This window comes from Bradyrhizobium sp. 197, assembly GCF_023073375.1.
In the GTDB taxonomy this organism is placed as follows: domain Bacteria; phylum Pseudomonadota; class Alphaproteobacteria; order Rhizobiales; family Xanthobacteraceae; genus Bradyrhizobium.
The window spans coordinates 1-25,704 of sequence record NZ_JADPJJ010000004.1 but is presented as its reverse complement, the minus strand read 5'-3'; the positions used below and the strand labels follow the sequence as shown (position 1 = coordinate 25,704).

The 25,704-nt window shown below is 64.3% G+C and carries 24 protein-coding genes; 9 read left to right on the top strand and 15 right to left on the bottom strand.

Translation table 11 applies throughout. The features are described 5' to 3' along the window. Both IVB27_RS00975 and ggt read right to left on the bottom strand, forming a co-directional pair. The gene (locus tag IVB27_RS00975; protein WP_247340533.1) at positions 1-615 is read right to left on the bottom strand and encodes a (2Fe-2S)-binding protein; all 615 of its coding nucleotides are present in this window, start codon (positions 613-615) and stop codon (positions 1-3) included. Between the two features lie 168 nt (positions 616-783). Continuing rightward, on the bottom strand, positions 784-2,370 hold the full coding sequence (gene ggt / locus IVB27_RS00970) for a gamma-glutamyltransferase (RefSeq protein ID WP_247440681.1): 1,587 nt from the start codon (positions 2,368-2,370) through the stop codon (positions 784-786). Positions 2,371-2,556: 186 nt separating this feature from the next. Between ggt and trhO the strand changes: the two genes are divergently transcribed. Next, positions 2,557-3,369 carry an oxygen-dependent tRNA uridine(34) hydroxylase TrhO gene (trhO, locus tag IVB27_RS00965; protein ID WP_247440679.1) on the top strand — a complete coding sequence of 271 codons (813 nt, stop codon included), beginning with the start codon at positions 2,557-2,559 and terminating at the stop codon, positions 3,367-3,369. Next, the gene (locus IVB27_RS00960; protein ID WP_247440677.1) at positions 3,359-3,577 is read left to right on the top strand and encodes a SlyX family protein; all 219 of its coding nucleotides are present in this window, start codon (positions 3,359-3,361) and stop codon (positions 3,575-3,577) included. Before trhO ends, IVB27_RS00960 begins: the two co-directional genes overlap by 11 nt. A gap of 11 nt (positions 3,578-3,588) precedes the next feature. On the opposite strand, the gene IVB27_RS00955 is transcribed toward IVB27_RS00960, so the two are convergent. Continuing rightward, positions 3,589-5,493, bottom strand: coding sequence for a sensor domain-containing diguanylate cyclase (locus IVB27_RS00955; protein ID WP_247440675.1), 1,905 nt, complete (start codon positions 5,491-5,493; stop codon positions 3,589-3,591). 171 nt (positions 5,494-5,664) lie between these two features. Next, positions 5,665-5,880: a hypothetical protein gene (locus IVB27_RS00950; protein ID WP_247340543.1), complete on the bottom strand. Its 216-nt coding sequence runs from the start codon at positions 5,878-5,880 to the stop codon at positions 5,665-5,667. 109 nt (positions 5,881-5,989) lie between these two features. Here IVB27_RS00950 and hemE point away from each other — a divergent pair, with 109 nt between their 5' ends. Next, entirely contained in the window at positions 5,990-7,024 is a 1,035-nt protein-coding gene (hemE, locus tag IVB27_RS00945; protein WP_247340547.1) for a uroporphyrinogen decarboxylase, read from the top strand. 215 nt (positions 7,025-7,239) lie between these two features. Here hemE and hemC read toward each other — a convergent pair whose 3' ends face one another. Genes hemC through IVB27_RS00930 form a run of 3 tightly spaced genes read right to left on the bottom strand, consistent with a single transcriptional unit; the run spans position 7,240 to position 10,520 of the window. After that, the gene (gene hemC, locus IVB27_RS00940; RefSeq protein ID WP_247440673.1) at positions 7,240-8,220 is read right to left on the bottom strand and encodes a hydroxymethylbilane synthase; all 981 of its coding nucleotides are present in this window, start codon (positions 8,218-8,220) and stop codon (positions 7,240-7,242) included. 28 nt (positions 8,221-8,248) lie between these two features. Continuing rightward, entirely contained in the window at positions 8,249-9,874 is a 1,626-nt protein-coding gene (locus tag IVB27_RS00935) for a GMC family oxidoreductase (protein WP_247440672.1), read from the bottom strand. A 55-nt stretch (positions 9,875-9,929) separates the two neighbouring features. Further along, the gene (locus tag IVB27_RS00930; RefSeq protein ID WP_247440670.1) at positions 9,930-10,520 is read right to left on the bottom strand and encodes a TetR/AcrR family transcriptional regulator; all 591 of its coding nucleotides are present in this window, start codon (positions 10,518-10,520) and stop codon (positions 9,930-9,932) included. A gap of 99 nt (positions 10,521-10,619) precedes the next feature. Here IVB27_RS00930 and IVB27_RS00925 point away from each other — a divergent pair, with 99 nt between their 5' ends. Beyond that, positions 10,620-10,985 carry a nuclear transport factor 2 family protein gene (locus IVB27_RS00925; protein ID WP_247440668.1) on the top strand — a complete coding sequence of 122 codons (366 nt, stop codon included), beginning with the start codon at positions 10,620-10,622 and terminating at the stop codon, positions 10,983-10,985. A gap of 34 nt (positions 10,986-11,019) precedes the next feature. Here the strand turns inward: IVB27_RS00925 and IVB27_RS00920 are convergent, their stop codons facing one another. Further along, complete coding sequence (locus IVB27_RS00920; RefSeq protein WP_247340552.1) at positions 11,020-11,499, bottom strand: MarR family winged helix-turn-helix transcriptional regulator; 480 nt, start codon at positions 11,497-11,499, stop codon at positions 11,020-11,022. Positions 11,500-11,549: 50 nt separating this feature from the next. Between IVB27_RS00920 and IVB27_RS00915 the strand changes: the two genes are divergently transcribed. Beyond that, entirely contained in the window at positions 11,550-13,043 is a 1,494-nt protein-coding gene (locus tag IVB27_RS00915; protein WP_247440666.1) for an FAD-dependent oxidoreductase, read from the top strand. A 309-nt stretch (positions 13,044-13,352) separates the two neighbouring features. Beyond that, positions 13,353-15,314, top strand: coding sequence for a putative bifunctional diguanylate cyclase/phosphodiesterase (locus tag IVB27_RS00910; protein ID WP_247440663.1), 1,962 nt, complete (start codon positions 13,353-13,355; stop codon positions 15,312-15,314). Between the two features lie 212 nt (positions 15,315-15,526). Here the strand turns inward: IVB27_RS00910 and IVB27_RS00905 are convergent, their stop codons facing one another. The 4 genes from IVB27_RS00905 to pgm all read right to left on the bottom strand — a co-directional run bounded on the left by IVB27_RS00905 (position 15,527) and on the right by pgm (position 20,255). Then, the gene (locus tag IVB27_RS00905) at positions 15,527-16,507 is read right to left on the bottom strand and encodes a PDR/VanB family oxidoreductase (RefSeq protein WP_247440662.1); all 981 of its coding nucleotides are present in this window, start codon (positions 16,505-16,507) and stop codon (positions 15,527-15,529) included. A gap of 10 nt (positions 16,508-16,517) precedes the next feature. Next, positions 16,518-17,273 (bottom strand): GntR family transcriptional regulator, encoded by a 756-nt coding sequence (locus tag IVB27_RS00900; protein WP_247440659.1) that lies wholly within the window; start codon positions 17,271-17,273, stop codon positions 16,518-16,520. 4 nt (positions 17,274-17,277) lie between these two features. Beyond that, the gene (locus IVB27_RS00895; RefSeq protein ID WP_247340563.1) at positions 17,278-18,339 is read right to left on the bottom strand and encodes an aromatic ring-hydroxylating dioxygenase subunit alpha; all 1,062 of its coding nucleotides are present in this window, start codon (positions 18,337-18,339) and stop codon (positions 17,278-17,280) included. A gap of 269 nt (positions 18,340-18,608) precedes the next feature. Then, on the bottom strand, positions 18,609-20,255 hold the full coding sequence (gene pgm / locus IVB27_RS00890) for a phosphoglucomutase (alpha-D-glucose-1,6-bisphosphate-dependent) (RefSeq protein WP_247440657.1): 1,647 nt from the start codon (positions 20,253-20,255) through the stop codon (positions 18,609-18,611). A 143-nt stretch (positions 20,256-20,398) separates the two neighbouring features. Between pgm and IVB27_RS00885 the strand changes: the two genes are divergently transcribed. Together IVB27_RS00885 and IVB27_RS00880 are read left to right on the top strand one after the other, a co-directional pair. Then, complete coding sequence (locus tag IVB27_RS00885; RefSeq protein ID WP_247440655.1) at positions 20,399-21,541, top strand: alpha/beta hydrolase family protein; 1,143 nt, start codon at positions 20,399-20,401, stop codon at positions 21,539-21,541. Positions 21,542-21,639: 98 nt separating this feature from the next. Continuing rightward, on the top strand, positions 21,640-22,440 hold the full coding sequence (locus tag IVB27_RS00880; protein ID WP_247440654.1) for a transglycosylase SLT domain-containing protein: 801 nt from the start codon (positions 21,640-21,642) through the stop codon (positions 22,438-22,440). Positions 22,441-22,653: 213 nt separating this feature from the next. On the opposite strand, the gene IVB27_RS00875 is transcribed toward IVB27_RS00880, so the two are convergent. Then, the gene (locus IVB27_RS00875; RefSeq protein ID WP_247440652.1) at positions 22,654-23,469 is read right to left on the bottom strand and encodes a response regulator; all 816 of its coding nucleotides are present in this window, start codon (positions 23,467-23,469) and stop codon (positions 22,654-22,656) included. Between the two features lie 266 nt (positions 23,470-23,735). Here IVB27_RS00875 and IVB27_RS00870 point away from each other — a divergent pair, with 266 nt between their 5' ends. Next, positions 23,736-24,584, top strand: coding sequence for an MBL fold metallo-hydrolase (locus tag IVB27_RS00870; RefSeq protein WP_247440650.1), 849 nt, complete (start codon positions 23,736-23,738; stop codon positions 24,582-24,584). Positions 24,585-24,631: 47 nt separating this feature from the next. Here the strand turns inward: IVB27_RS00870 and IVB27_RS00865 are convergent, their stop codons facing one another. Continuing rightward, positions 24,632-25,522 (bottom strand): aldose 1-epimerase family protein, encoded by an 891-nt coding sequence (locus IVB27_RS00865; protein WP_247440648.1) that lies wholly within the window; start codon positions 25,520-25,522, stop codon positions 24,632-24,634. 74 nt (positions 25,523-25,596) lie between these two features. Then, the coding region (locus IVB27_RS00860) for a hypothetical protein (RefSeq protein WP_247368311.1) at positions 25,597-25,704 on the bottom strand (108 nt) is incomplete at its 5' end.

Genomic DNA, 25,704 nt, shown 5'->3' with positions numbered 1-25,704 from the left:
CTAGCCTTTCATGATCTCCGGCGCGGCCTGCTTCACGGCGGCGACGATGTTGGGATAGGCGGCGCAGCGGCAGATGTTGCCGCTCATATATTCGCGGATGTCGGCCTCGCTGCCCGCATGCCCCTCCTTGACGCAGGCCACGGCGGACATGATCTGGCCCGGCGTGCAATAGCCGCATTGAAAGGCGTCGTTGTCGACAAAAGCCTGCTGCATCGGATGCAAATGATCGTCGGTGGCAAGGCCCTCGATCGTCGTGATCTCCTGCCCCTCGGCTGCGAGCGCGAGCGTCAGGCACGATACCACGCGCCGATCGTCGATCAGCACCGTGCAGGCGCCGCACTGGCCGTGGTCGCAGCCCTTCTTGCTGCCGGTGAGCTTGAGATGTTCACGCAGCGCATCGAGCACCGTGGTGCGGGCGTCAATGTGCAGGCGCTTGTCCTTGCCGTTGACCCGCAGCGTGACATCAACCGGAAGCGCCGGATCCTGCGCGGCTGACACGCTCGCATCCTGAGTGGCCGCGCGCGCCGTCATAGGGACCAGCGCACTGCCGGCAGCGCCCGCTATGAAGGCGCGCCGATCGAATCCGGATCGTCCGGAACCTGGTTTTTCGGACATGGAGGGCCTCCGCCGCTTCGAGCAAAAGCAGCGCACACCTGCACCGCTCATCGCCCTTAACCTGAAGCAATGAGCTCCGTTCCGAACGAGAAAGGGCGACGCAGCAAATGCCGCGTCGCCCTTCGTCAATTTTTCCTGATCGTGCGCAGGGAACCCCGTGCGCGGTGGTCAGTAGCCGAGGGCGCAACCATCCTTGCGCGGATCGGAACCGCCGGTGAGCGTGCCCTTGTCCCAGTCGATCCAGATCGCCTGGGCGCCGCCGAGCGGACCGACCACGCTGGTAGTCTTGTGGCCGAGCTTCTTCAGGCCTTCGACGATATCGGCCGGCATGCTGTCCTCGAGCTGGTACTGGCCCTCGTAATGCAGGCCGCGCGGCATATCGATCGCCTCCTGCACGTCACAGCCATAGTCGAGAATGTTGGTCACCACATGGGTCTGGCCAACCGGCTGATACTGTCCGCCCATCACTGCGAACGGCATCACGGACCGGCCGTCCTTGGTGAGCAGACTCGGCATGATCGTGTGCAGCGGACGCTTGCCGCCGGCGATGCAATTCGGGTGGCCGGGCTGGATACGGAAGCCGCCGGCGCGGTTCTGGAGCAGGACGCCGGTCTTGTTCGAGACGATCGCCGAGCCGAATGAATGCGCGATCGAGTTGATGAACGAGCAGACGTTGCGGTCCTTGTCCACGACCGTGATGTAGATGGTCGAGGGATTCATCGGCGGCGCGACGTTCGGCAGGTCGAGCATACCGTCCATGCGGATCTTGTCGATGTGCTCGTTGCAGAATTCCTTGGCGAGGATTTTGGCGACCTCGATCTGCATATGCTCGGGATCGGAGACATGCAGCTCGCGATGCATGTAGGCGATGCGCGCGGCCTCGGCTTCGAGATGGAAACGCTCGATGCTGAGCGGCGCGTATTTTGTCAGGTCGAACCGCGACAGGATGTTCAACATCAGCAGCATGGTGAGGCCGGGTCCGTTCGGCGGGCACTGCCAGACGTCGTAGCCCTTGTACATCGTGCCGATCGGCGTCGTCGTCTCGGTGGTGTGCGCGGCGAAATCGTCGAGCGTGTGCAGGCCGCCAATTCCGCGCAGGGTCTCCACCATGTCTTCCGCGATCGGGCCATTGTAGAAGGCGTCGCGACCGTCCCTGGCGATCGCCCGCAGCGTCTTGCCGAGCTCCGCCTGGCGGATGACATCGCCGGCCACCGGCGGCTTGCCGTGCGGCAGCAGATAGCGCTCGGTGTTGGTGCCGCGCTTCAGCTTCTCGAACTGGTTCTTCCAGTCGAAGGCGATGCGAGGGGCGACGACGTAGCCTTCTTCGGCCGCCTTGATCGCGGGCTGGAGCAGCCGGTCGAAGCCGAACTTGCCGTGATCGCGCAAAACAGTCGCAAAGGCGTCGATCACGCCGGGGACCGAGACCGCATGCGCCGAAGTCAGCGGCACGGAGTTGATCTTGCGCTCGATATACCAATCGGCGTTCGCCGCCTTGGGGGCGCGGCCGGAGCCGTTATAGGCGATGATCTTGCCTTCGCCGCGCGGCTGGATCAGCGCAAAGCAGTCGCCGCCGATGCCGGTCGATTGCGGCTCGATCACGCCGAGCAGCGCCGAGCCCGCCACCGCCGCGTCCACCGCCGTGCCACCCTCGCGCAGCACCTCGATCGCGGCGAGCGACGCCTGCGGATGCGAGGTCGCCACCATTGCGTTGGTGGCGTGGACCGTGGACCTGCCGGGGAAATGGAAGTTTCTCATCGAATCCTTGCTCTCGTTGGGCGTCTCGCGCGGATGGTGCGCCGGGGTCGGAAAAACCGGGCTTACATGACACATTCCGGCCCGCCGGGGCAATGCTGGCATACCAGGGAAATGGCTGCTACCCGCTGGGAATAGAGCTGCGCGTTGCGGGTTTTCCGGGCGCGGGCCGCCTGCTAAACGGACACCATGATTTACAAGGTCGCCGCCTTCTACCAATTCGCCGCCCTGCCCGATTACCGCGAGCTGCGCGAGCCGTTGCGCGCATTCTGTGCAGGCCTGGCGTTAAAGGGTAGCGTGCTGCTGGCGCAGGAGGGCATCAACGGCACAGTCGCCGGCACGGCCGAGGCGATCGACGCTCTCGCCCATGAGTTCGCGCACAGCGACATGTTCGACGGCAGGCTAAACAATCTCGAACTGAAATTCTCGACCGCCGAGGCGATGCCATTCGGCCGGCTCAAGGTGCGGCTCAAGAAAGAGATCGTCACGCTCGGCGATCAGGCCGCCGATCCGACGCGCCAAGTCGGCACCTATGTCGAGGCGAGCGAATGGAACGCACTGATCACGGCGCCCGACACGCTGGTGCTCGACACCAGAAACGCCTTCGAGGTGGCGATGGGGACGTTCGACGGCGCGATCGATCCCGGCATCAAGAGCTTCGGCCAGTTCAGGGAATTTGCAGCCGAGCAGCTCGATCCCGCCAAACACCGCAGGATCGCGATGTTCTGCACCGGCGGAATCCGCTGCGAGAAGGCGAGCGCGCATCTGCTCGCGCGCGGCTTTGCCGAGGTCAATCACCTCAAGGGCGGCATTCTCAAATATCTGGAAGAGGTGCCGGAGGCGCAGAGCCGCTGGCGCGGCGAATGCTTCGTGTTCGACGAGCGCGTCGCGCTCGGCCATGGTTTGCGAGAACTTGGCTCGCAAAAACTTGGATTGCAAGAACTTGGATTGCACGAACTTGGATTGCGCGAAAGGGACAAGGACACGGCACGTGACGAATGAGATCAAGACGCTCGGCGAGCGCATCGACACGATGGAAACGCGCCTCGCCTATCAGGACGACACGATCGAGACGCTGAACCAGACCATCACCGCGCAGTGGAGGCAGATCGACGCGCTGACGCGGAAGATCGCGGAGCTCGGCGAGCGGCTGCAGGAGGCCGAGGCGAATGCGCCGGGAGCAGCCAATGAGCCCCCACCACATTATTGAATTGAGCGGTGTTACTGACCGGACGCCTTGCGCAGAAGGTTGGTCACCTCGCCCGACATCATCAGCCGGTTGCGCCCGGCCTCCTTCGCGGCATAGAGCGCCTGGTCGGCGGCCTCGACGAGCGAGACAACGCCAGCCGTGCGCTCCAGCGCCGGCCGGCAGGCTGCACCGCCGAGCGAAGCGGTGACGCAGCCGGACGCATGGTTGCTGGTGTGGACGAGGCCCGCATCGCGGATCGCCCGTCGAATCCGCTCGCCGATCCGGGCGCAGCCCGCGGCGTCGGTGTTCGGCAGCAGCACGGCGAACTCCTCGCCGCCGTAGCGCGCCGCCAGATCGCCGGGATGCTGCATCTCGGCGGCGAAGATCTGCGCCACCAGCCGCAGGCAGGCATCGCCCGCGGGATGGCCGTATTCGTCGTTGTAGGACTTGAAGTGGTCGACGTCGATCATCAGCAATGAGAGGCTGGAGCGGTCGCGATAAGCGCGCGCCCACTCCTCCTTCAGCCGTTCGTCGAAGCGGCGGCGATTGGCAAGCCCGGTGAGGCTGTCCTCGATCGCGAGGGTTTCCAGCCTGGTCTCCAGCTTCTTCTGCTCGGTGATGTCGCGCGAGATCGCGACCACGCCGTCGGCGCGGCCATTGTCCTTGCGGGTCACCCGCATGGTCGATTCGAGCCAGACTTCGCCGTTCAGCCGGTGCGCGTTGCGATAGGTGACGCGCGCCTCCTCCTTCTCGCCGCGCTTCATGGCATCGACGAGAGCCTGGACCTGCGGCCGATCATCCGCGTGAACGCCGGCGAGCGCGGGCGTTCCAATCAGTTGGTTGGCGCGCCAGCCGACGACGCGGATCGACGACGGCGAGACATAGCGCAGCCGCTCGTCGAGCCCGATACGCGTCACCATGTCGCTGGAGCCTTCGGCAAGCAGCCGGAAATGCGCTTCCTTCTCGACCAGCGCGGCGGCCATGCGCTGGCCCCGCTGCAGCTGCCGCACCAGCACCGCACCGATGATTGCGATCAGCATGACCAGCGCGAGCACGTAGAGCATGCGCGAGATCGCTGCAGCGCGCCAGGGCGCCAGCAGTTCGTCCTTGTCGACGGTGGCGAGCAGGACGAGCGGATAACGGCTACTGCGCTTGAAGAAGCTGACGCGTGCGGCGCCGTCCAGCGGCGACTTGAAATGATAGGCAGCGCTCGGCTGCTGCAGGCCGGCGTCGCGGAATAGCGGGGTGTCGCCGACGCTGCGGCCGACGAACCTGTCGTTGCTGGGATTGCGCGCAATGATCATGCCGTCGCCGTGCATCAGCGCCACCGAGCTGTTGCGGCCGATCTCGAACTGCTCGTAGAAATGCGAGAGATAACTCGAGCTGATGGTCGCGAGCACTACGCCGCCGAAGCTGCCGTCGAGCTTGTTGAAGCGCCGCGACAGGGTGACGACCCACTCGCCATCCAGCAGGCTTTTCACCGGGCGGCCGATATGGGGCTCACGTTTCGGCGAGAGCTGGTGATAGCGGAAAAACGCGTCGTCGTTGAACGTCGAGCCGATCGTGCCGGGCGAGGTCAACAAATTGCCGAGGTCGTCGATGATGGCGAGGCTGTGGACGCGCTCCATCGCCTTCTTGCGCGCCTCCAGCAGGGTTCTGAGCTTGGCGATCGTGGCCGGCTCGGTGCCGTCCATCTCCAGCCGGCTGACGACGCCGACGACGCCTGAATCCAGGAGATCGAGGCTGTCCTCGGCATGCTGGGTCAGCGAGCGCGCAACGTTCGCCATCTCGGTCTCGGCGCCCTTGAGCACCGCGTCGCGCGCCGCCCATTCCCGCCAGCCACTGACGCCGAGGATGGTCGCGCAGGTCAGCGCGACGAACGCGGCCGCCCGCAGCGGCAGGCGGCTCCATCCGGCTCTTTGGGTCACAGCGTTCATGCGGCAGATTTCTCCGATGATCGGAAACTCTGCCGTTTCTGTTATCGAACTCTGAAACGCCTGCAGCAATATGCGGTTACGTCTCCGGTTTCCCGTAGTCGTACGGACGCCGGCATCAGCACATCGCTAACAAGGCATTAGCAAACCTGTCGGAATCCGGCGTCCCGGCTGCTAGGCGAAGATGGCCTTCACCTTGTTCCAGAGCGAGGGATTGTCGGCATCCGCATCGGCCTTCGAGGGCGCCGGCTGGGCGGCGCTCACGGGATCGGAGGCCGGGAAGGTATCTTCCAGCCCGGCGTCAAGCTTGGCGTGGCGGTCGGCAGCGAGCGCTTCGTGCAGATCGTCGGCATGCTTGTCATGCGGGGCGGGGTTGAATGTCTCAGCCATGATCTCTTCCTCCGTTGGCTGGTCAACGCGGTTCAGTTGCGCTGGTTCCCCTGTTCCGCTCGGGGCTGCGGCGGTGTATCAGGAGCCGTAACCATCTTCAGGACCGTTCGTGCCCCAGTCTGCGACAAAACCCTTCATCGACGTCCTCACCGGCCAGCGGCAAGTCATCCCGCCGGTCTGGATGATGCGGCAGGCCGGCCGTTATTTGCCGGAATATCGCGAGGTGCGCGCCAAGGCCGGCGGCTTCCTCGATCTCTGCTTCAACCCGGAACTCGCCGCCGAAGTGACGCTGCAACCGATCCGGAGGTTCGGCTTCGACGCGGCGATCATCTTCTCCGACATTCTGGTGATCCCCTATGCGCTCGGACGTTCCGTGCGCTTCGAAATCGGCGAGGGTCCACGGCTCGAACCGCTGGATGATCCCGCCAAGGTCGCGACACTGGCGAAGCACGCCGATTTCAGCAAGCTCGCGCCGGTATTCGAGGCGCTGCGGATCGTCCGCGGTACGCTCGATCCCAAGATCGCGCTGATCGGCTTCTGCGGCGCGCCGTGGACGGTGGCGACGTACATGGTCGCCGGCCAGGGCACGCCCGACCAGGCGCCGGCGCGGATGATGGCCTACCGGCATCCGGAGGCGTTCGCAGAGATCATCGACGTGCTGGTCGAGAACTCGATCGAATATCTGCTGGCGCAGCTCGCGGCCGGCGCCAACGCCTTGCAGATCTTCGACACCTGGGCCGGCGTGCTGCCGCCCGCCGAGTTCGCGCGCTGGTCGGTCGAGCCGACGCGGCGCATCGTCGAAGGCGTGCGCGCCAAGGTGCCGGACGCGAAGATCATCGGCTTTCCGCGCGGCGCCGGTGCGCAATTGCCCGGTTTCGTCGAGGCAACAGGTGTCAACGCCGTCAGCATCGACTGGACCGCGGAGCCGGCCTTCATCCGCGAGCGCGTGCAAAGCAAAGTCGCCGTGCAGGGCAATCTCGATCCGCTGGCGCTGATCACGGGCGGCGCCGCGCTCGATCGCGCGGTCGACAACGTGCTGGCGAATTTTGCGCAAGGGCGGCTGATCTTCAATCTCGGCCACGGCATCCAGCCGGAGACGCCGATTGCCCATGTCGAGCAGATGCTGAAGCGCGTGCGGGGTTGATTTATTTCGCGCCTTGGGGGAGCGGAAAAACAAAAAACGCGAAAACAACCCCATGCACAGTAGCCAAGTCATTGAAAAAGTTAGGCTGGGAAAAAGTTAGGCTGGGAAAAAGTTTGGCTGGCATGGCTCGAGCGGCCGCCACCAGGCCGTTTGACCCGTCGGGCAAAACAGGCGCATGATACCATCATCGCCCCCATGAGCATTTCGGTAAGAGCTTAGCGCGGCCGGCTACGCTCGATGATCTCCGCGGCGCCCTTGGCCAACAGATCCAGACCCACCGCACGGCCGAGTTCGCGTGGGCGATCGGCGGGGCCCGAACGCAAAGCTTCGATGATGGTGTCGCCGGAGAGATCGAGCACGGACGCGGTCAACGACATCTGATCGCCCGCAATCGCCGAAAAGCCCGCGATCGGCGAGTTGCAGTGGCCGTTGAGCACCCACAGCACCTCGCGCTCGGCATCGGCAGAGGCATGTGCGGAGGGATCGTCGATCGATGCGAGGATTTGCCTTGTCTGCCAGTCCTGCGCGGCACATTCGACCGCGACGATGCCCTGGCCCGCCGCGGGCAGCATCTCCGCCGCGGTAAACTCGTAGGCGATGCGCTGCGAAAGGCCGACGCGGTCAAGACCCGACCGCGCCATGATCAGCGCATCCGCAGGTCCCACCGCTCCGCCATCCGGCAGGCGCTGCTTCTCACCATTGTCGAGTTTTCGCACGCGCGTGTCCGCGGCGCCGCGGAAATGGATGATCTCGACGTCGGGGAATAGCCGCCGCGCATAGGCGGCACGGCGCACGGCGTTGGTGCCGACTTTAAAGCCCTTGCCGCCCGACTGGCGCAGCGCCTCGACCGTCACGCCGTCACGCAGCACCAGCGCGTCATTGGCGGGATCGCGCGACAGCGTGGCACCGATCACGAGGCCCGGCGTGTCTTCGTTGCCGGGCATGTCCTTCAGCGAATGCATCGCCGCATGGAGTTCGCCCGACAGCACGGCGGCGCGGATCTGCGCCACGAAGGCACCGCCCTTGCCGCCATGGGGCAACAGCTTGCTGGTCTGGTCGAGATCGCCCGTGGTGTCGAACTTGACGATCTCGACGTCGAGATCGGGCATGGCAGCGATCAGGCGGCGCGCGATCTCTTCCGTCTGTGCCAGCGCCATCGCGCTCTTGCGTGTGCCGATCTTGAGTCGCGTAGCCAAGCCGTATGCTCCTTCTCGATGCGCGGATTCACCGCGCATCCTCCAATATCATGTCGGAAGCCTTTTCGGCGATCATGATGATCGGCGCGTTGGTGTTCCCCGACACGAGGTCCGGCATGATCGAGCCGTCGACCACGCGAAGGCCTTCGAGCCCCCTCACCTTCAGCCGCTGGTCGACCACCGCGAGCGCATCATTGCCCATACGACAGGTCGAGGTCGGATGGTAGATGGTGCTGCCCCGCTCACGGCAATAATCCAGCAGCTCGGCATCCGTGGATACCTTCGCCCCGGGGTCGTACTCGCCAGCCACGAACGGCTTCATCGCCGGCGCATGCAATATTTTGCGCAGGATCTTCAGAGCTTCGACATTGGTGGTGCGGTCGGTCTCTGTCGACATGTAGTTGATGCGGATCTCGGGCGGCAGGGTCGGGTCGGCGCTTCTGATGCGCAAAGTCCCGCGGCTTTCGGGACGGAGCTGGCACACCGACGCCGTGAAGCCGGAGAAATCATGCAGCTTCTCGCCCATCTTGTCGGTCGAGAACGGCAGGAAGTGGACCTGGATGTCGGGCGAGGCCAGCCGCGGACTGGTCTTGAAGAACGCGCCCGCCGTGCCGGCCGCGATCGTCAGCCATCCCTTCCGGAACAGCGCATAGCGCGCGCCGGCCAGCGTGCGGCGGAGCGGGTGATTGACGGTGTCGTTCAGCGTGATCTTCTGCGAGCAGCGCATCACGATGCGGACCTGCATGTGGTCCTGGAGGTCGTGACCGACGCCCGGCGCGTCCAGCACGATGTCGATGCCGTGCTTGCGCAGGAGGTCGGCAGGACCGACGCCGGAGAGCTGGAGCAGCTGCGGCGAGTTGTAGGCGCCGCTCGACAGCACGATCTCCCTGCGCGCGCGGGCGCGGCGCACCGTCGCGCCCTGACGGTATTCGACGCCGACCGCGCGGCGGCCCTCGAACAGCACGCGCTGGCCGAGCGCGCCGGTTTCGATCTTGAGATTGCCGCGCGTCTTGGCGGGGCCAAGATAGGCCACCGCCGTCGAGGCGCGGCGGCCGTTGCGCGTCGTGGTCTGGAACAGGCCGACGCCTTCCTGTGTGGCGCCGTTGAAATCAGGATTGTAGGGCAAGCCGTTCTCGACGGCGGCGTCGATAAAGGCTTTCGACAGCGGGTCGGTCACGACCATGTTGGACACCGGCAGCGGGCCGCCGCTGCCGTGATATTGATCCGCGCCACGCGACTGGTTCTCGGCCTTCCTGAAATAGGGCAGCACGTCGTCATAGCCCCAGCCGGTGTTGCCGCGCTGGCGCCAGCGGTCATAGTCCTCGTGCTGGCCGCGGACATAGAGCAGGCCGTTGATCGAGCTCGATCCCCCCAGCGTCTTGCCGCGCGGCTGGAACACCTGGCGCCCCTTCAGCTCGGGCTCCGGCTCGGTCTGGTACATCCAGTTGACGGTCTTTTCCTTGAACAGCTTTCCGTAGCCGAGCGGCACGTGGATCCAGATGTTGGAATCCTTCGGGCCTGCTTCAAGCAGCAAAACGCTATGCTTGCCGTTCGCCGACAGCCGGTTGGCGAGAACGCAGCCGGCGGAGCCGGCACCGACGATGATGTAGTCGAATTCAGGATCGGAGGGCGTGAGGGAGGAAGTTGCGTTCATGCGCTACTGTTCTTTTTGTTGGGTGTGGGCGTTTCCGTTTCGTCACTTAGCACGATCATGCAGCGACGCGCAGCGCCTCGACCAGCGACTTGAACGCACGGGCGTATTCCGCCCCTGCCCTTGCGATATCCGCGCGCCCGGCGCAGGCGACCGCGGCCTCCGTCACCGCACCGAGCAGAAGCCGGGCCAGCGGCTCGACCGGCTGCCGTGCGATCAGCCCGGCCTCCATCGCCGCCGCAATCGCACGCGGCAGCTTGCCGCCGAAATGTTTGGCGTCGATCTCGCGCCAGCGCTCCCAGCCGAGCACGGCCGGGCCGTCGCGCAGGATGATCTGACCGGTCGGGCCCTTGGCGGTTGCGGCAAAATAATGCTGGGTGCCGGCGACCATCGCAGCAAGCACGTCCTTTTCGGCCCGCGCGGCGCTGTCGATCTCGGCGACCAGATCGCGCGAGACCTGGTCGAACACCGCTTCGAACACCGCCTCCTTGGTCTTGAAGTGATGATAGACCGCGCCCTTGGCGACGCCGGCGGCTTCGGCGATCTCGTCCATCGTCGTCGCGCCAAATCCTTGTGCTCCCAACAAGCGGCGCGCCGCCGTCAGGATCGCCTCCGAAGTCGCTGCCCGCCGCTCCGCCTGTTTCGCCATGAGTCTTCGTCTAATCGAATTCGGCACAGGCAGCCAGTTGACTTTTCGACTACCAGTCGGTATTTACCGACTATCAGTCGGTTATTCGTGAGGTGTGCCATGCCGAGCCGTGACGTCGTCGAAGCTTTTGCCAAGCGATTGGAGACCGGGGATTTCATCGGCGCGATCGAGCAGTTCTATACGCCCGAGGCTGCGACCTACGAGAACAACGCAGCACCAACGGTCGGCCGCGACAAGCTCGTAGCCAAGGAGCGCGGCGTGCTGTCCGCCTCCAGGGAGGTCAAGGCGGTCCGCATCGGGCCAAGCCTGATCGAGGGCGACCATGTCGCGACGCGCTGGACCTTCAGCTTCACCAACGCCGAAGGCATCATCCGAACGTTGGATGAGATCGCATGGCAGACGTGGCGGGGCGATCAGTTGATCGAAGAACGGTTCTATTACGACCCGAAGCAGCTGGGGCACTGACCAAGCGCTGCACTTGCGGGCGTCCGATCAGACTTCACGTCGGACGATCAGGCGCGATCATCGCGTCCGCGAGCTTGCGCATCAAACGCACCAGGTCCTCGACATCCTGATCGTCCCAGGTCGCAAACATCGCCGCGACGATCCGTTCGCGTGCCCGGTCGATCGCGTCCGTCATGGCTTTCCCGCTCGGGGTGATCGTGGCCTCACTGACACGGCGATCCGCTTCGCTGGCGCGGCGCTTGATCAAGCCTAGACTTTCCAGTTTCGCGACCTGCCGGCTGACCGTCGTGTAGTCCCGTCCCATGCGATCGGCGAGGTCGACGACGCCGATCGGACCACGCCGCTCGATGCCCACGAGCAGCGGAAACAGCGCGCGATCGAGCGATATGCCCGCTTCGCGAATCATCATGTCGTCGCCCTGCCGGCGATTCATGACACTGGCGATGTCGATCAACGCTTCGTGAAGAGAGCGCACCTGCTTTTTAATATGTGTATTTTGCACCCTTCTTGACATTCCGATTGCCCTCTGCTTAATGCGTGCATATTACACATATTGAGGGTGCCATGACAAAGCAATTCAAGCCGGATGTTCTGATATGCGGAGCAGGCGCGGCGGGCCTTACGCTCGCTATCGATCTCGCCCGGCGGGGCATATCCTTTCGGCTGATCGAGAAGAGCGACGGTCCGTTTCACGGGTCTCGCGGCAAGGGAATCCAGCCCCGAACCCAGGAGATTTTCGAGGACCTCGGCATCATCGATCGTATCGTTGCGGCCGGCGGTCTCTACCCGCCACAGCGGAAATATCGGGACGATGGCAGCTTCATCGAGTCGGAGGTTTCTGAGCAAACCGCCCCGACACCCGCAGAGCCCTACCACATGGCGCTAATGATCCCGCAATTTCTGACCGAGAGCGTGATGCGCGAACGCCTGCTCGAATTTGGCGGGCGGGTGGAATTCGGCCGCGAATTGGTGGGCCTGGAGCAGGATCAGGACGGCGCGACTGCGCGTCTGTCAGGCCCGGCCGGTGAGGAGACGGTGCGGGTGCGTTACCTCGCCGGCGCCGATGGAGGCCGCAGCTTCGTCCGTCACGCTCTCAATATCGGTTTTCAAGGCAAGACGCTTGGCGTGCGTGCCGTCGTCGCCGATATTGTCCTGACGGGGCTGGACCGCACGGCGTGGCACCGCTTCAACGATGGTGCAATGGATCGCCAGATCGCGCTGTGTCCACTGGCCGGGACGGAGCTCTTCCAGTTGCAGGCACCGGTTCCGCTCGAAGGCGAAGTCGATCTATCGGCCGACGGGCTATCAGCGATGGTCGCCGAGCGCACGGGGCGCAACGATATCCGCATCCGGCGCGTGCACTGGGCGTCGGCCTATCAGATGAACGCGCGCCTCGCCGATCGGTACAGGGACGGCCGTGCATTTCTGATTGGCGATGCGGCTCACATTCATCCGCCGACGGGTGGACAAGGCCTCAACACCAGCGTGCAGGATGCCTACAACCTCGGCTGGAAGCTCGCGGCGGTCATCCGTGGCGCTTCCGCAACTCTGCTCGACAGCTATGAGAGAGAACGTCGACCCGTCGCTGCAAGCATGCTCGGCCTTGCCACCGTATTGCTGGAAGCCGCCAAACGCGGCGATATGAGACGCGGCCGTGAGGTGCAGCAACTCGACATCGGCTATCCGGGATCACCGCTGACGCTGGAAATACCGGGACGTCTGGAAGGTCCCCGCGGGGGAAACCGTGCACCGGATGCGCCGCTACGCGGGGCCGCCGGACAGCCCATACGCTTGTTCGGGTTGCTCAAGGGGCCGCATTGGACGCTGCTTGGCTATCAGGTAAAACGCGGAGCGCTATCGGCGTGCAATGGACTGCACATCCACTGCATCGGTCCAGGTGCGGAGCTCGTCGACGAAAGCGAGCACTTTCGCGCGGCATATTCCGTGTCGCCGGGGGATTGGGTGCTGGTGCGTCCTGACGGCTACATTGCCGCCCTCGTAGACTTCCGGCAGATCGATAGGCTCACGCATTTCCTGGCCGAACAAGGCCTCGCCTGATTCAAGGCCGCTTGGACTTATGATGAGGCGTCGGGCCGCAAGTCCGCTTGCGGCCCGACAAGATCCTCTGACCCGCTCCGCGACATGGGTGGAACGCGCCCTGGTTGCGGCGCGAGTTCAAGAGCATCCGCTCTCGGCTGAGCGTTACCGCCGCGCATTTGTATCGATTTGTTATCGATACTCCGTGACGAACACGCAGAAGTGGTCGCGGTGATCGTCGCAAGCTCGGATAATTCATAGTTCGTCAAAGGTTTGCAGCGAATTCTCCGGGTCGGGCCGGACAACCGGCCCATGCTGCTAGGCTCTGCAATGCGGACTCAAACGACCAGCTATTTCGCGCGGCTGTTCGCCGGCGATCTGTCGGCCTTTGGCGGTCCTGCAACCGACGAAGCCGTCGCCGGCCATATCCGCGCCGAACAGATGTCGCTGGTGCTCGGCTATTCGGTCGCCATCATGCTGGCGAACGCCTGCAATGCTGCCGTACTCGCTGTTGCGCTGTGGCATTCGCCCGACTGGAAGTTTGCGCTGGCCTGGGCCATCGTCGTGGCCGGCGCAGCGATCGCGTTCGGCCTGCAATCGCACGCCTCACGCCGCATCACCAAACCGCAATTCGTCTCGCGCCGGGCAATGCATCGGCTGGTGCGCAACGCTTTCGTGCTTGGCGCCGCCTGGGGCATCGTCCCGGTCGCCTTCTTCGCCCACGCAGCGACCGGCGGCCAGCTCGTCATTACCTGCCTTTGCTCGGGCATGCTGGCCGGCGGCGCGCTGGCCTTCGCCACGATCCCGATTGCGGCGATCGCTTTTACGACACCGATCTTCATCGGCATCGCGATCTGCCTCGGCCGGGACGGTGATCCCGCCTATATGCTGATGGCTATCCTGGTGGTGGTGTACGGGAGCGTGCTGCTGCGTGCGGTATTCGTCAATTCGCTGGCGTTCGCACGACGCGTGATGCGGCAGATCGAGGCCGAGCGCACGGTGCGGCAGGATTCTCTGACCCATCTGCCCAATCGGGTCGCCTTCAACGAAACGCTCGATGCTGCCTTGAAGCGGCTCGCTCTGTCCGGCGAGGAATTCGCGGTGCTTCTGCTCGATCTCGATCGCTTCAAGGAGGTCAACGACAAGTTCGGCCATCCCGCCGGCGACGAATTTTTGATCCAGATCGCAGGCCGCCTGCAACGCTGCACCCGCGCGGCCGAGCATGTCGCACGCATCGGCGGCGACGAGTTCGCGCTGGTGATGGCCAATCTGGCACGGCCGGAGGATGCGCTCGAGATCGCCGAGCGCTTCATTGCGGCGTTCGACGAAGCGTTCCAGATCGAGGGCCGCCAGGTCGTCGGCGCGACCAGCGTCGGCATCGTGCTCGCTCCGCGGGACGGCAACACACCGCTTGACGTCATGAAGAATGCCGATGCCGCGCTCTACCGTGCCAAGAAAGCGGGCCCCGGCACAGTGTGTTTCTTCGAGGCCAGTGACGACAAGGTGTCTCGCGACCGCAAGGCGCTGCAATCGGATCTGGAAGGCGCCATCGCCAGGGATGAGCTGTTCCTGGTGTTCCAGCCGTTCCTCGACCTCGGCGACAACCGCATCACCGGCTTCGAGGCGCTGCTGCGCTGGCAGCATCCCCAGCGCGGATTGGTGCCGCCGAGCGAATTCATACCGATCGCGGAGGAGACCGGGTTGATCCACGAGATCGGCGAATGGGTCGTCCGCCGCGCCTGCGCGACGGTTGCCGAGTGGCCCGAGGAGATCAGGGTCGCCGTGAATTTTTCGGCCGCGCAGTTTCACAACACAGCCATCCTCCAGATCATCGTGCAGGCGCTTGCCGATGCGAAGATCGCGCCGCACCGGCTCGAGATCGAGATCACCGAATCGATGCTGCTGTCGAAATACGGCTCGGCCGCGTCGGTCCTGAACGCGCTGCTGGAACTCGGCGTCACGGTTGCGCTCGACGATTTCGGCACCGGCTTCTCCTCGCTGACTTACCTGCGCAAGCTGCCATTCAGCCGCATCAAGATCGACCAATCGTTCATCCGCGACATGCTGGTGCAACCGGACTGCGCCGCAATCGTGAAGTCGGTCATCGGCCTCGCACGCGACCTGCGCATCGACGTGGTCGCCGAAGGGGTCGAGACCGCGGACCAGCTCGAATATCTGCGCCAGATCAGTTGCGACGAGGTGCAGGGTTATCTGATCAGCCGGCCGGTGTCGACGGATCATGTTCTAGCGCTGCTGGATCCGAAGAAGCTTCGGGCGAGTTACGCGGCGTAGCGCGCGTTAGGAGTAGGATTGGTGCTGCTACGGAGGAGGTGCGCTCCCTCTCCCGCAAGCGGGAGAGGGTTGGGGAGAGGGTGTCTCCATAGAGGGAGCCCCCAAGAGGAGAGAGCCCTCACCCGCGCCTTCGGCGCGACCTCTCCCGCTTGCGGGCGAGGTGGAGCCCGTGGCGCCTTCCATTCCGCCAGTTGGATCCCGCTGCAATTCCGTCAAATCGCATCCGCGCGCAACAGCGTGTCTATGGTGATCGTCCCTCGCGCGCGGGAGACGCAGGCGCAGATCTTCTGGTTGCTCTCCTTCTGATGGTCGCTGAAGAACACGTCGCGATGGTCGATCTCGCCGTCGACCTCGACCACGTCGATGGCGCACAGGCCGCATTCGCCGCGCTTGCAATCGTACATCACGTCGTGGCCGTTGGCATTGAGCACGTCCAGCATCGAGCGCTCGCGCGGAATTTCGAGCTCGACGTTGGAGCCCTTCAGGCGCACGCGAAATGTCTCGGTCGGCAGCGTGCCGCTGGAGCCGAACGTCTCGTAGCGGAGATCGGGAAGCGGATGGCCCGCGCCGATCCAGGCGTGTCGCGCGGCATCCAGCATCCGCATCGGGCCGCAGAACAGCACCAGCGTGCCCGGCGCCAATGACGCAAACAACGCGTCGAGATCGAGCCGGCGGCCTTCGTTGCTGGCATGAACCACCAGACGATCACCAAGCAGACTTGCAAGATCGTCGAGATAGGCAGCGTCGTTGCGCGAACTCACGGCATAGTGCAGCACCACATCGGCGCCGCGCCGCGCCAGCGCCTGCGCGGCGCCGAGGATCGGCGTGATGCCGATGCCGCCGGCGATCAGACAGTAGTTTTGGCGCGCCCAGTCGACCGCGAGCAGCGAGGCGGGCGTCGTGATGTCGAGCCGCGCGCCCGGCTGCAATGACCACATATAGCGCGAGCCGCCGCGCGAATCCTCCGCGCGGCGCACCGCGATCTTCAAGCCGCGCGACGAGGCTTCGCCGACCAGCGAATAGGACCGCGTCTCGGGCTGCCCGTCGATGGTGACGCTGACATTGACGTGGCTGCCGACCGGATAGGCGGCGCCGTCGAACCGGTCCGGCAGGATCAGGAATTCGCGGATGCCCGGCGCGAGATCGCGCGTCGAGACGAGCGTCGCCGGAATCCAGGTTTCGATGAAGCGCATGGTGACTGCCCTATTCGGTTGCGGCGGAGCTGATCCGCGCGAGCGCCGGCAGCAGGTCGAGATGAGTCCTGTTGCGTAGCGCAAGCCGCAAGTTCCGCACCGCGAGGCGCGCATGCTCACGCATCACGGCTTCGGCGCGCGCGCCCTCGCGGTTCTCGATGGCGTCGATCACGACGCGGTGGTGCTCCTGGCCGATGATCAGGATCTGCTGCGCCTCGGGCAATGCAGATTGCGCCATCACAAAACCGCTTGGCGAGGCGAACGGCAGCGCCGAGGCGCGGTCGATCTGCCGGATCAACGGTGGGCTGCGCGACAATTCCGTGAGCAGTGCGTGGAAGCGCGCATTCAGCGTGACATAGGACGAGAAGGCATCGACCGAGATCGGGACCTGGCGCAGCAGCTCGTCGATCGCCGCGAGGCATTCCTTGAGCGGCTCGAGCTCGCGCGCGGAGACGCCGCGTTCGGCGGCAAAGCGCGCGGCAAGGCCCTCCAGCGTGCCGCGCAGCTCGATGGAATCGGAGATGTCGCGTTCCGAAAACGCCTTAACCATGAAGCCGCCGGACGGGATCGCCTCCAGCAGCCCCTCCTCCTCCAGCCGCACCAGCGCCATGCGCACCGGAGTGCGCGAGGCGCCGGTGGTCTCCACCGCCTGGAGTTCGGAGATGCGCTCGCCGGGCCGCAACGCGCCCGAGAGGATCTGGTCGCGCAGCGCGAGCTGCGCCTTTACGGTCTGCGAGACGGAGCGGTCGACCTCACGCTCGGCCATACGCTTACTCCGCGGCCTGGAGGTGCTGCGGCGGGTTTTCCTTGGCCACCATCCGGTCGATCAGCTTACGCGTCCACATCGCGCCGGCATCGATGTTGAGGTTGTAGAAGATGCGATCGGGGTTCTCGTCCATCGCGCGCTGCTGCGCCTCGAGGATCAGCTCGTCCTCGTGGAAGATGCCGGAGACGCCTTCGCGGATCTCGGTGGTGATGCGCTGCTCGCCGAGCTGATAGTTGCGCACGAAGGCCCAGAAGTAATGGCAGGTCTTCTCTGTCTCGGGCGTGATGGTGTTGAGCACAAAACCGTTGACGCCTTGCGAGCGGTCGCCTTCCGGCGCGCCGGTGCCGGTCGGGGCCACGCCGACGTCGATCGCGATCGTGCACGGCGCTTCGAAGCGGATGATCTGCCAGCGGTCGACGAGACCGGACTTGCCGGGTTGCTTGCCGAGTTGCTTGGCCCAGAACGGCGGCGCCTCGATGCCGCGCATCCAGCGCGTCACCGTCACCGTTTTCTCGCCATGGGTGACGTCGAACGGCGCCTCTGCGACCGCCTCGTTGCCGATGGACGAGCCGTGCACGAAAGTCTCGTGGGTGAGGTCCATGAGATTGTCGAGCACGAGGCGGTAGTCGCAATTGACGTGGATGGTCTTGCCGTCTCCGGCCCAGGCCGGGTCGTGATTCCAGTGCAGGTCGGGTACCAGCCCGGGATCGGCCAGGGCGGGATCGCCCATCCAGAGCCAGATGTAGCGGTGACGTTCGACCACGGGATAGGCGCGGACGCAGGCCGACGGGTTGATGGTTTCCTGCGAAGGCATGAAGGTACAGCGGCCCTGCGCATTGTATTTCAGGCCGTGATAGCCGCAGACGACGGTGTCGCCTTCGAGCCGGCCCCTGGACAGCGGCACCAGGCGGTGCCAGCAGGCATCCTCCAGCGCGGCCACCGAGCCATCGGCCTTGCGGTACATCACGACATGCTTGCCGCAGATCGTCCGCGGCAGCAGCGCCGGCTTCACGTCGGCATCCCACGCGGCGACGTACCAGGCGTTCATCGGGAAGGGTTTTGTCACCGGTCTCGCTCCCAAGGCTGTTGAATACGTTGTGTATACAATATCGCAGGAATGAAATCGTTCAAGGGCGAAACAGCGTATCTAAATACCTTTGTCTCTCTAACGGTATACAGAGCCAGGAAACTACAAGAACAGGCGCTGCGCACGAGCCTTCGTGGCACGGCAAGGACGTGGATGGCCGGGACAAGGCCCGGCCATGACGTGCGACAATCGCCGCGGCTGAAGCACCATCTCCGAAGGAGGCAAGACCGGCGCTTGTCCTACGCCTTTTACGCTCCGAACACCTTCATCAACCCCGCCTGCGCTTCTTCCTGGATCCGCTTCAGGTGCTCGGTGCTGCGAAAACTTTCCGCGTAGATCTTGTAGACGTCCTCGGTGCCCGACGGCCTCGCGGCGAACCAGCCGAAATCGGTTTCGACCTTGATGCCGCCGAAGGGCTGGCCGTTGCCGGGCGCCTTGCTCAGCGTCGCCCGGACTGGATCGCCGGCGAGATCCTTCAGGCCGAGCTGCTCGGGCGTGACGGACTTCAGGATGTTTTTCTGCGGCGTGGTCGCGGCGACGTCGATGCGCGCGTAATGGGGCACGCCTAGCTCGGCGGTGAGGTCGTTGAAGAGCTGGCTCGGATCGCGGCCGGTCTTCGCCATGATCTCGGCGGCGAGCAGGCCGAGGATGATGCCGTCCTTGTCGGTGGTCCACACCGTGCCGTCACGGCGCAGGAACGAGGCGCCTGCACTCTCCTCGCCGCCGAAGCCAAAACCGCCGCTGAGGAGCCCGTCGACGAACCATTTGAAGCCGACCGGCGTCTCGACCAGCTTGCGGCCGAGCTTCTTGGCGACGCGATCAATGATCGAGCTCGACACCACGGTCTTGCCGATCGCGGCATCCTTGCCCCAGTTCGGGCGGTGCGCGAACAGATAGGAGATCGCAGTCGCGAGATAATGGTTCGGATTCATCAGTCCGCCGGTGCGCGTCACGATGCCGTGCCGATCGGCATCGGTGTCGTTGGCAAAGGCGACGTCGAAGCGGTCGCGCATCGCGATCAGGCTGGCCATTGCGTAAGGTGAGGAGCAATCCATGCGTATCTTGCCGTCCCAGTCCACCGTCATGAAGCGGAAGGTCGGATCGATCGCCTCGTTCACCACGGTCGCCTTCAGGCCGTAGCGCTCGATGATCGGATGCCAGTAATGCACGGCGGCGCCGCCGAGCGGATCGATGCCGATATTGATGCCGGCGGATTTGACGAGGTCGAGATCGACCACGTTGCCGAGATCGGCAACGTAGGGCGTGATGAAGTCATAGGCGTGGACGTTCGCGGAGTTGCGCGCCCTGGCGTAGTCGATGCGCTTCACACCCTTGAGGCCATCGGCGAGATAGGCATTGGCGCGCTTCTCGACCACGGAGGTCGCGTCGGTGTCGGCCGGGCCGCCATGGGGCGGATTGTACTTGTAGCCGCCGTCCTCCGGCGGATTATGTGACGGCGTGACGACGACGCCGTCGGCAAGGCCCGAGGTGCGGCCCTTGTTGTAGGTCAGAATCGCGTGCGAGATCACCGGCGTCGGCGTGTAGCCGCCGTCCTTGTCGATCATGATGTCGACGCCGTTGGCCGCGAACACCTCGACGGCGCTGACCAGCGCCGGCTCGGCCAGCGCATGGGTGTCGATGCCGATGAACAGCGGACCGGTCAGCCCCTTTTCTCGTCGATAATCACAAATCGCCTGCGTCGTCGCGAGGATATGGCCCTCGTTGAAGCTGTTCTTGAACGAGGTGCCGCGATGGCCGGATGTGCCGAACGCCACCCGCTGCGCGGGATCGGCGACATCAGGCTTGCCAGCGAAATAGGCCGTCACCAGCCGCGGAATGTTGGTGAGCGCGTCCGGCGAGGCCTGCTTGCCCGCCGCGGGATGAACATCAGCCACTGAATATACCTCGTCCTGTCGTAGAAATTGCGGAATACCATAGCATCGGCCGGGCTCCCGCCAAGGGCACAACACGCGCGGCGGGGCGGCCGTTCCTGAGATCATGCTATGGTCTTTTCGATCGGGGCTTTTCGAGTCGGGGCATGACGCTGTTTCAGAGGCTCTTGGTTGTTCTGATTGCCGGGCTTGCGATGGCCGGCATCGTGGCCGATGCGATGGCCGCGGAGTTCTACACCGAGGATTTGCGCATCCCCATGGCGGAGGCCGGGTCGCAGGGGCTGGAGGCGTTCCTGGTCCGGCCGGCCGGCACGAAGCGCTATCCGCTTGCGCTGCTCAGCCACGGCTCGCCGCGCAGTTTTGACGATCGCGCGACGATGTCCGCGCACAAATATTACGGCATCGCTCTTGAATATGCCCGGCGCGGCTTTGCCGCGCTGATCGTGATGCGGCGCGGCTACGGCACCTCGCCGGGCGGCCGCGTCGACAGCGTCGGCGGTTGCGCGAATGCCGCTTACCTGCCGGCGGCAGCGGTCGCGGTGGCGGATTTGCGCGCGGCGATCGATGCGATGGCGCGCAGGGCCGACGTGACGACGTCGGGCATGATCGCGGTCGGCCATTCCGCCGGCGGGCTCGCCACCGTCGCGCTGACCGCGCAGGCGCCGGCCGGCCTCGTCGCCGCGATCAGCTTTGCCGGCGGCCGCGGCTCGCGCGATGACGACGACGTCTGCAATCCCGATGGGCTGGTGCAGGCCTTCGCCACCTTCGGCAAGACCTCACGCGTGCCGATGCTGTGGGTCTATGCCACCAATGATTCCTTCTTCGGTCCCGATCTCGCGCACCGCCTCCATGACGGATTTCGCGCCGCCGGCGGCAACGCGAAATTCAGTGCGGCGCCGCCTTACGGCGACGATGGCCATTATCTCTATTCGGTGGTGGGCCGCCCGCAATGGACGCCGTATCTCGACGCCTTCCTGCGCGAGCGCTCCCTCGGCCATAATATCCTGAGCCCGCCCGATCCGCTGCCGCCGCCCGGCCAGCTCAATGAGACCGCGCGCGCCGAATTCTCGCGCTATCTCGCCAGCACCATGCCGCACAAGGCTTTTGCGGTGTCGCCGAACGGCGGTTACGGCTGGCGTTCGGGGCGTGACACGACCGATGACGCCCAGCGCGATTCGCTTGGCGCCTGCATGAAATGGTCGCCCATCTGCGCGCTCTATGCGATCGACGACAAATTGGCTGGCGGTGCTCAAAGCACATCAACCGACCAGAGCTCGCGGTCGCGATAGCCTCATTACACCGTTGGCCGCTTGCGCCTTCCGAGCCGAGCCGCACCCCGGGCCGCCAGAAAATCGGTTGTTAACTCGAAGGATATAATACGTGCTCCATGCTGCGGGATCGAACACGCATCAATGCCCGCGCGACGTGGAAACACGTTGCGATCGCTGTGCTTTGGTTGGCATCCACCTCCGTGCACGCTCAGGACAACGCTCTGAACGACGCGGAACCGACGTTGGCGACTGGCGGTCACAATGCAGATCTCGGCGCTGGAGAGACGCCGACGTCGCGGGCGGCGATCCGAAAAATTATCGAAAGAGAAACGGCCAGGACCAATCTGCCCGCCGACATAGCGGAGGCCGTCGTGTTCGTTGAAAGCGGATACAATCCGGGCACCATCGGCACAGTCGGCGAGATCGGCCTCATGCAGATTCGGCCCGAAACGGCAGCGATGCTCGGATTCCGGGGAAATAACGCAGAGCTCGCAGAGCCCGACATCAACATCCACTACGGCGTTCTCTATCTGAACCGCGCATGGCGCCTGGCAGGCGGGGACCTTTGCCGTGCCCTGATGAAATATCGAGCAGGTCACGACGAGGAGTCCATGACTCCGCGCTCGCAGGTCTATTGTAATCGTGCCCGCAATCGTGTTGTCTCCATGAACTCGACGACGGTGGGACACCAAGCTGCGACCGTCCCAGATGTAGCACCGGCGCCAACTACGGCGCCCACCGTCTCGAAGTCAGCGCACAATCAAAAGGGACCGGCACAGCCGAAGGACGTTTACGCGCGTTACCGTCAAGGCACGGCCGTAGCGAGCAGAGCATATTGGGCAGCACAGGAAGCCCGGGTCCGCCTCATCAAGGCCCGCATCGAAGCCAAGAGGAAACGGGTCGCATCACGTCAATAGAGTTGCCTGTCTTGAGACGAGCAGCGGTTGGACGAACAACATTTTTGAAACTGAACCTGAATAGAGATCATGCACAATAGTTTGAGAGTTCTGTTCGCAATCGTCGCTACCGGCGCCGTGGCGCTGTCGGCCTTTCTTGCCATTCGGTTCCTCGTCGGTTTCAGTGGCTGAACCCGATGGCGCAGCCGGCACCATTTTGTGCTGCGCTTGCGTCTAGAGCCGCTCGCTGAGAGCAAGCTTGTAACCGATGCCGGTGACGGTGGTGATGACAGGCGTGCCGCTGCCGACGAGCTTGCGGCGCAGCCTCGCCACCAGAGCGTCGACGGTGCGGATGTCGACCTCGGCCTGGCGGTTGCTGACGACCTCGATCAGATAGTCGCGGCTGAGCGGCCTGCCGTCGGCACCGACGAGCGCCGCGAGCAGGTCGAATTCGGCGCGCGTCAGCGCCACCGGCTTGCCGTCGCTGCCGAGCAGCTCGCGCCGTGTCAGGTCGATGATCCAGTCGCCGAAGGCGATCGAATTGTGGTTGCGCGCCGCCTTACGATCGATCGAGCGCCGCCGCAGCACACTGCGTGCGCGCGCGAGCAGGTCTCGCAAATTGATCGGCTTGGTGACGTAATGGTCGCCCGCGATCTCGAGGCCGAGGATACGATCGACGTCGGTGTCGCGGCGCGTCACGAAGATGATGCCCGCGTTGCTGGTCGCCTGGATTTCCTTGGCGAGATCGAAGCCGTCGCCATCAGGCAATTGCACGTCGAGGAAGACGAGATCGGTCCGCGCCCGCAGCGCCTGGCGGCACTCCGCGCAGGAGCCGGCGCCGACGACGTCAAAATTGTTCTCGCTGAAATAGCCGACCAGCATCGTCCGCGTCACCGGATCGTCTTCGACGACGATCAGCCGCTCGCGGCCAGCGGGACGCAATTCCCGAAGTGCGGAATCAGCCACGATCTTGGATGTTCTGTGTGCTTGCGAATCGACCTGGAAATTCAGGTCGCCGGGCGATGCGCCGTCCTGTGAACGTACATTCACGAGTTGTTCGAGCCCCCATTGCCTGCCGGAATACTAGGCGTGTTGTGACGCCCAAACAATATTGGTCACGATCTTGACGCATTAAGTATGAATTGGCCCACAATTCCCATCCCGCGCATCATGTGCGGGATGCCGCAGGTACAAGCGACAGTTGTGCGGACCTTGACGCCGAGCATCTCTCTCCCCGGCCGACCGGCTGCAGCTTGCCCCGCCAACAGCTTCAAATCTACTGTACGCTCCGAAAGTCTGCACCTGGAGTAGATGCCATGGAAATCATCCTGCTCGGCACCGGCGGCCCGCGTCCCGACCCGCGCCGCATGGCGACGACCACGCTGATCAGGCTCGGTGAGGAAAACATCCTGATCGATGCAGGCCGCGGCGTCATGGTGCAGCTCAGCAAGGCCGGTGTGCCGCTTGGCTCCATCAACACGGTCTTTCTCACCCATCACCATTTCGACCACATCGGCGACCTCTACGATGTGATGCTCAATTCATGGATGCATGGGCGCAAGGACGATTTGCGCATCTATGGGCCTCCGGATACCGAACGGCTCGTCGATACGCTGGTCACGCAGGTCTACGACAAGGACATCACTTGGCGGGATCAGGGCGAGCCGAGCTTCGGCGGCTGGAAACCGGTCGTCGCGAGGGACATTCTACCGGGCCCCGTTCTCGATACCGGTCGCTGGAAGATCAGCGCCGAGCTCGTCTCGCATGGCGACGGCCTCGACATGCCGCCCGCCTTCCTCGCACGCTGGATGTGTCTCGGCTACCGCTTCGAGGCCGAGGGCAAGATCATTGCGATTTCCGGCGACACGGTGCCTTGCCCCGGTCTCGAGCGATTGGCAGAGGGAGCCGACCTGCTGGTCCAGTGCTGCCTTCTCGCAACGCCGGAGATCAACAACGAGCACTTGCGCCGGCTTGCGAAATTCACCATCGCCTGCGGGGATACGGTCGGCAAGGTCGCGGCCAAGGCCGGCGTCAAGAAGCTCGCGCTGACCCATCACCGGCCGCGCACCGACGATTCCATGTTGAACGCACTGCTCGCGGACGTAAGGCGGGACTACGCAGGTCCCATCGTGCTCGGCGAGGACCTCACGCGGATCGAGATCTAAGGGCTGTCGTCAACCCGCAGCGGGATACGCGCGGAGGCCACCCGACTTCAGGACGATCCGACGTCGATGCGGAATGACAATTGCTCTTCTGCGCCGGCTGCGATGTGCATCAGGCCCGGCTTGTCAGTGAATTCGCCATCGAAGCCGGCGGGAGTGGCATAGCCGCGCCAGGGCTCGATGCAGAGGAACGGCGCGCCCGATGGCTTCGACCAGACGCCAAGCTCGCGAAAGCCGCGCCACGACATGTTCAGCCAAGGCCCGCTGGACGCGGCCTGCCCCGCGGCATAGCCGACCGAATTGCTCGCGATCCGGTCGAAGATGATTGCATCGTCGACGAACAGGGATTCGGACAAGGGCAACACAGTGCCGCTGACGGGACTTGGCTCCGTCGCCGGGCGCATCAAGCCGCCGTCGAGACGGCGAACGGGAGATGGCTCTGCGTTGGCGAAGGTCAGCGCGTAGCTCTCCTTCGCCGCTCCCGGCTGAAGCGGCCAGTTGAACGCGGGATGGCCGCCGAGCGAAGCCGGCAATGTCTCCTTGCCGGTGTTGGCGATCGCGAGTGAAAGATCGAGACCGGATTCATCGAGCGTATAGGTTGCCGTCAGGCGGAACGCGAAGGGATAAAGCGCGCGCGTCGTCTCGCTGTCTTCGAGCACCAGGACACAGCGACTTTCACCACGTTCCGCCCACGCAAAGCGGCTGTCGCGGGCGAAACCGTGCTGGGTCATCCGGTACGTCCTGCCCCGATGCCGCAATTCGTCATTGGCGAGACGCCCGACGATCGGAAACAGCAGCGGCGCATGGCGCGGCCAGGCCGGCCCCGCCTGCCAGACGAATTCGACGCCAGCATCGCTCGTCAGCGAACACATCTCGGCGCCTTGCGCCTTGATGGTCGCGGTGAGGCGGGCGCTGCGGATCGTGTGCGTGTCGTCGGTCATAATCGCCTGTTCCGATCATCGCGGTTCGCGTGACAATTTCTAAATGGTCGCGGAATGTGGGAGCGACACTCTGCTCAAGAGCGTTGATAGTCGTCTTCAATCCGGATGATGTCGTCTTCGCCGAGATAGCTTCCGGTCTGGACCTCGATCAGCTCCAGCATGATCTTGCCCGGGTTCTCCAT

Excerpts from the sequence above, each read along its gene's own strand:
- IVB27_RS00905 (WP_247440662.1), bottom strand. The coding sequence starts at position 16,507 with ATGCGCTTCATCGAAACCTGGATTCCGGCGACGCTCGTCTCGACGCGC.
- IVB27_RS00925 (WP_247440668.1), top strand. The coding sequence starts at position 10,620 with ATGCCGAGCCGTGACGTCGTCGAAGCTTTTGCCAAGCGATTGGAGACC.
- IVB27_RS00885 (WP_247440655.1), top strand. The coding sequence starts at position 20,399 with ATGACGCTGTTTCAGAGGCTCTTGGTTGTTCTGATTGCCGGGCTTGCG.
- IVB27_RS00865 (WP_247440648.1), bottom strand. The coding sequence starts at position 25,522 with ATGACCGACGACACGCACACGATCCGCAGCGCCCGCCTCACCGCGACC.
- IVB27_RS00930 (WP_247440670.1), bottom strand. The coding sequence starts at position 10,520 with ATGGCGAAACAGGCGGAGCGGCGGGCAGCGACTTCGGAGGCGATCCTG.
- IVB27_RS00950 (WP_247340543.1), bottom strand. The coding sequence starts at position 5,880 with ATGGCTGAGACATTCAACCCCGCCCCGCATGACAAGCATGCCGACGAT.
- IVB27_RS00880 (WP_247440654.1), top strand. The coding sequence starts at position 21,640 with ATGCTGCGGGATCGAACACGCATCAATGCCCGCGCGACGTGGAAACAC.
- IVB27_RS00915 (WP_247440666.1), top strand. The coding sequence starts at position 11,550 with ATGACAAAGCAATTCAAGCCGGATGTTCTGATATGCGGAGCAGGCGCG.
- IVB27_RS00920 (WP_247340552.1), bottom strand. The coding sequence starts at position 11,499 with ATGTCAAGAAGGGTGCAAAATACACATATTAAAAAGCAGGTGCGCTCT.
- IVB27_RS00975 (WP_247340533.1), bottom strand. The coding sequence starts at position 615 with ATGTCCGAAAAACCAGGTTCCGGACGATCCGGATTCGATCGGCGCGCC.
- trhO (WP_247440679.1), top strand. The coding sequence starts at position 2,557 with ATGATTTACAAGGTCGCCGCCTTCTACCAATTCGCCGCCCTGCCCGAT.
- IVB27_RS00955 (WP_247440675.1), bottom strand. The coding sequence starts at position 5,493 with ATGAACGCTGTGACCCAAAGAGCCGGATGGAGCCGCCTGCCGCTGCGG.
- IVB27_RS00870 (WP_247440650.1), top strand. The coding sequence starts at position 23,736 with ATGGAAATCATCCTGCTCGGCACCGGCGGCCCGCGTCCCGACCCGCGC.
- IVB27_RS00910 (WP_247440663.1), top strand. The coding sequence starts at position 13,353 with ATGCGGACTCAAACGACCAGCTATTTCGCGCGGCTGTTCGCCGGCGAT.
- ggt (WP_247440681.1), bottom strand. The coding sequence starts at position 2,370 with ATGAGAAACTTCCATTTCCCCGGCAGGTCCACGGTCCACGCCACCAAC.
- IVB27_RS00935 (WP_247440672.1), bottom strand. The coding sequence starts at position 9,874 with ATGAACGCAACTTCCTCCCTCACGCCCTCCGATCCTGAATTCGACTAC.
- IVB27_RS00900 (WP_247440659.1), bottom strand. The coding sequence starts at position 17,273 with ATGGCCGAGCGTGAGGTCGACCGCTCCGTCTCGCAGACCGTAAAGGCG.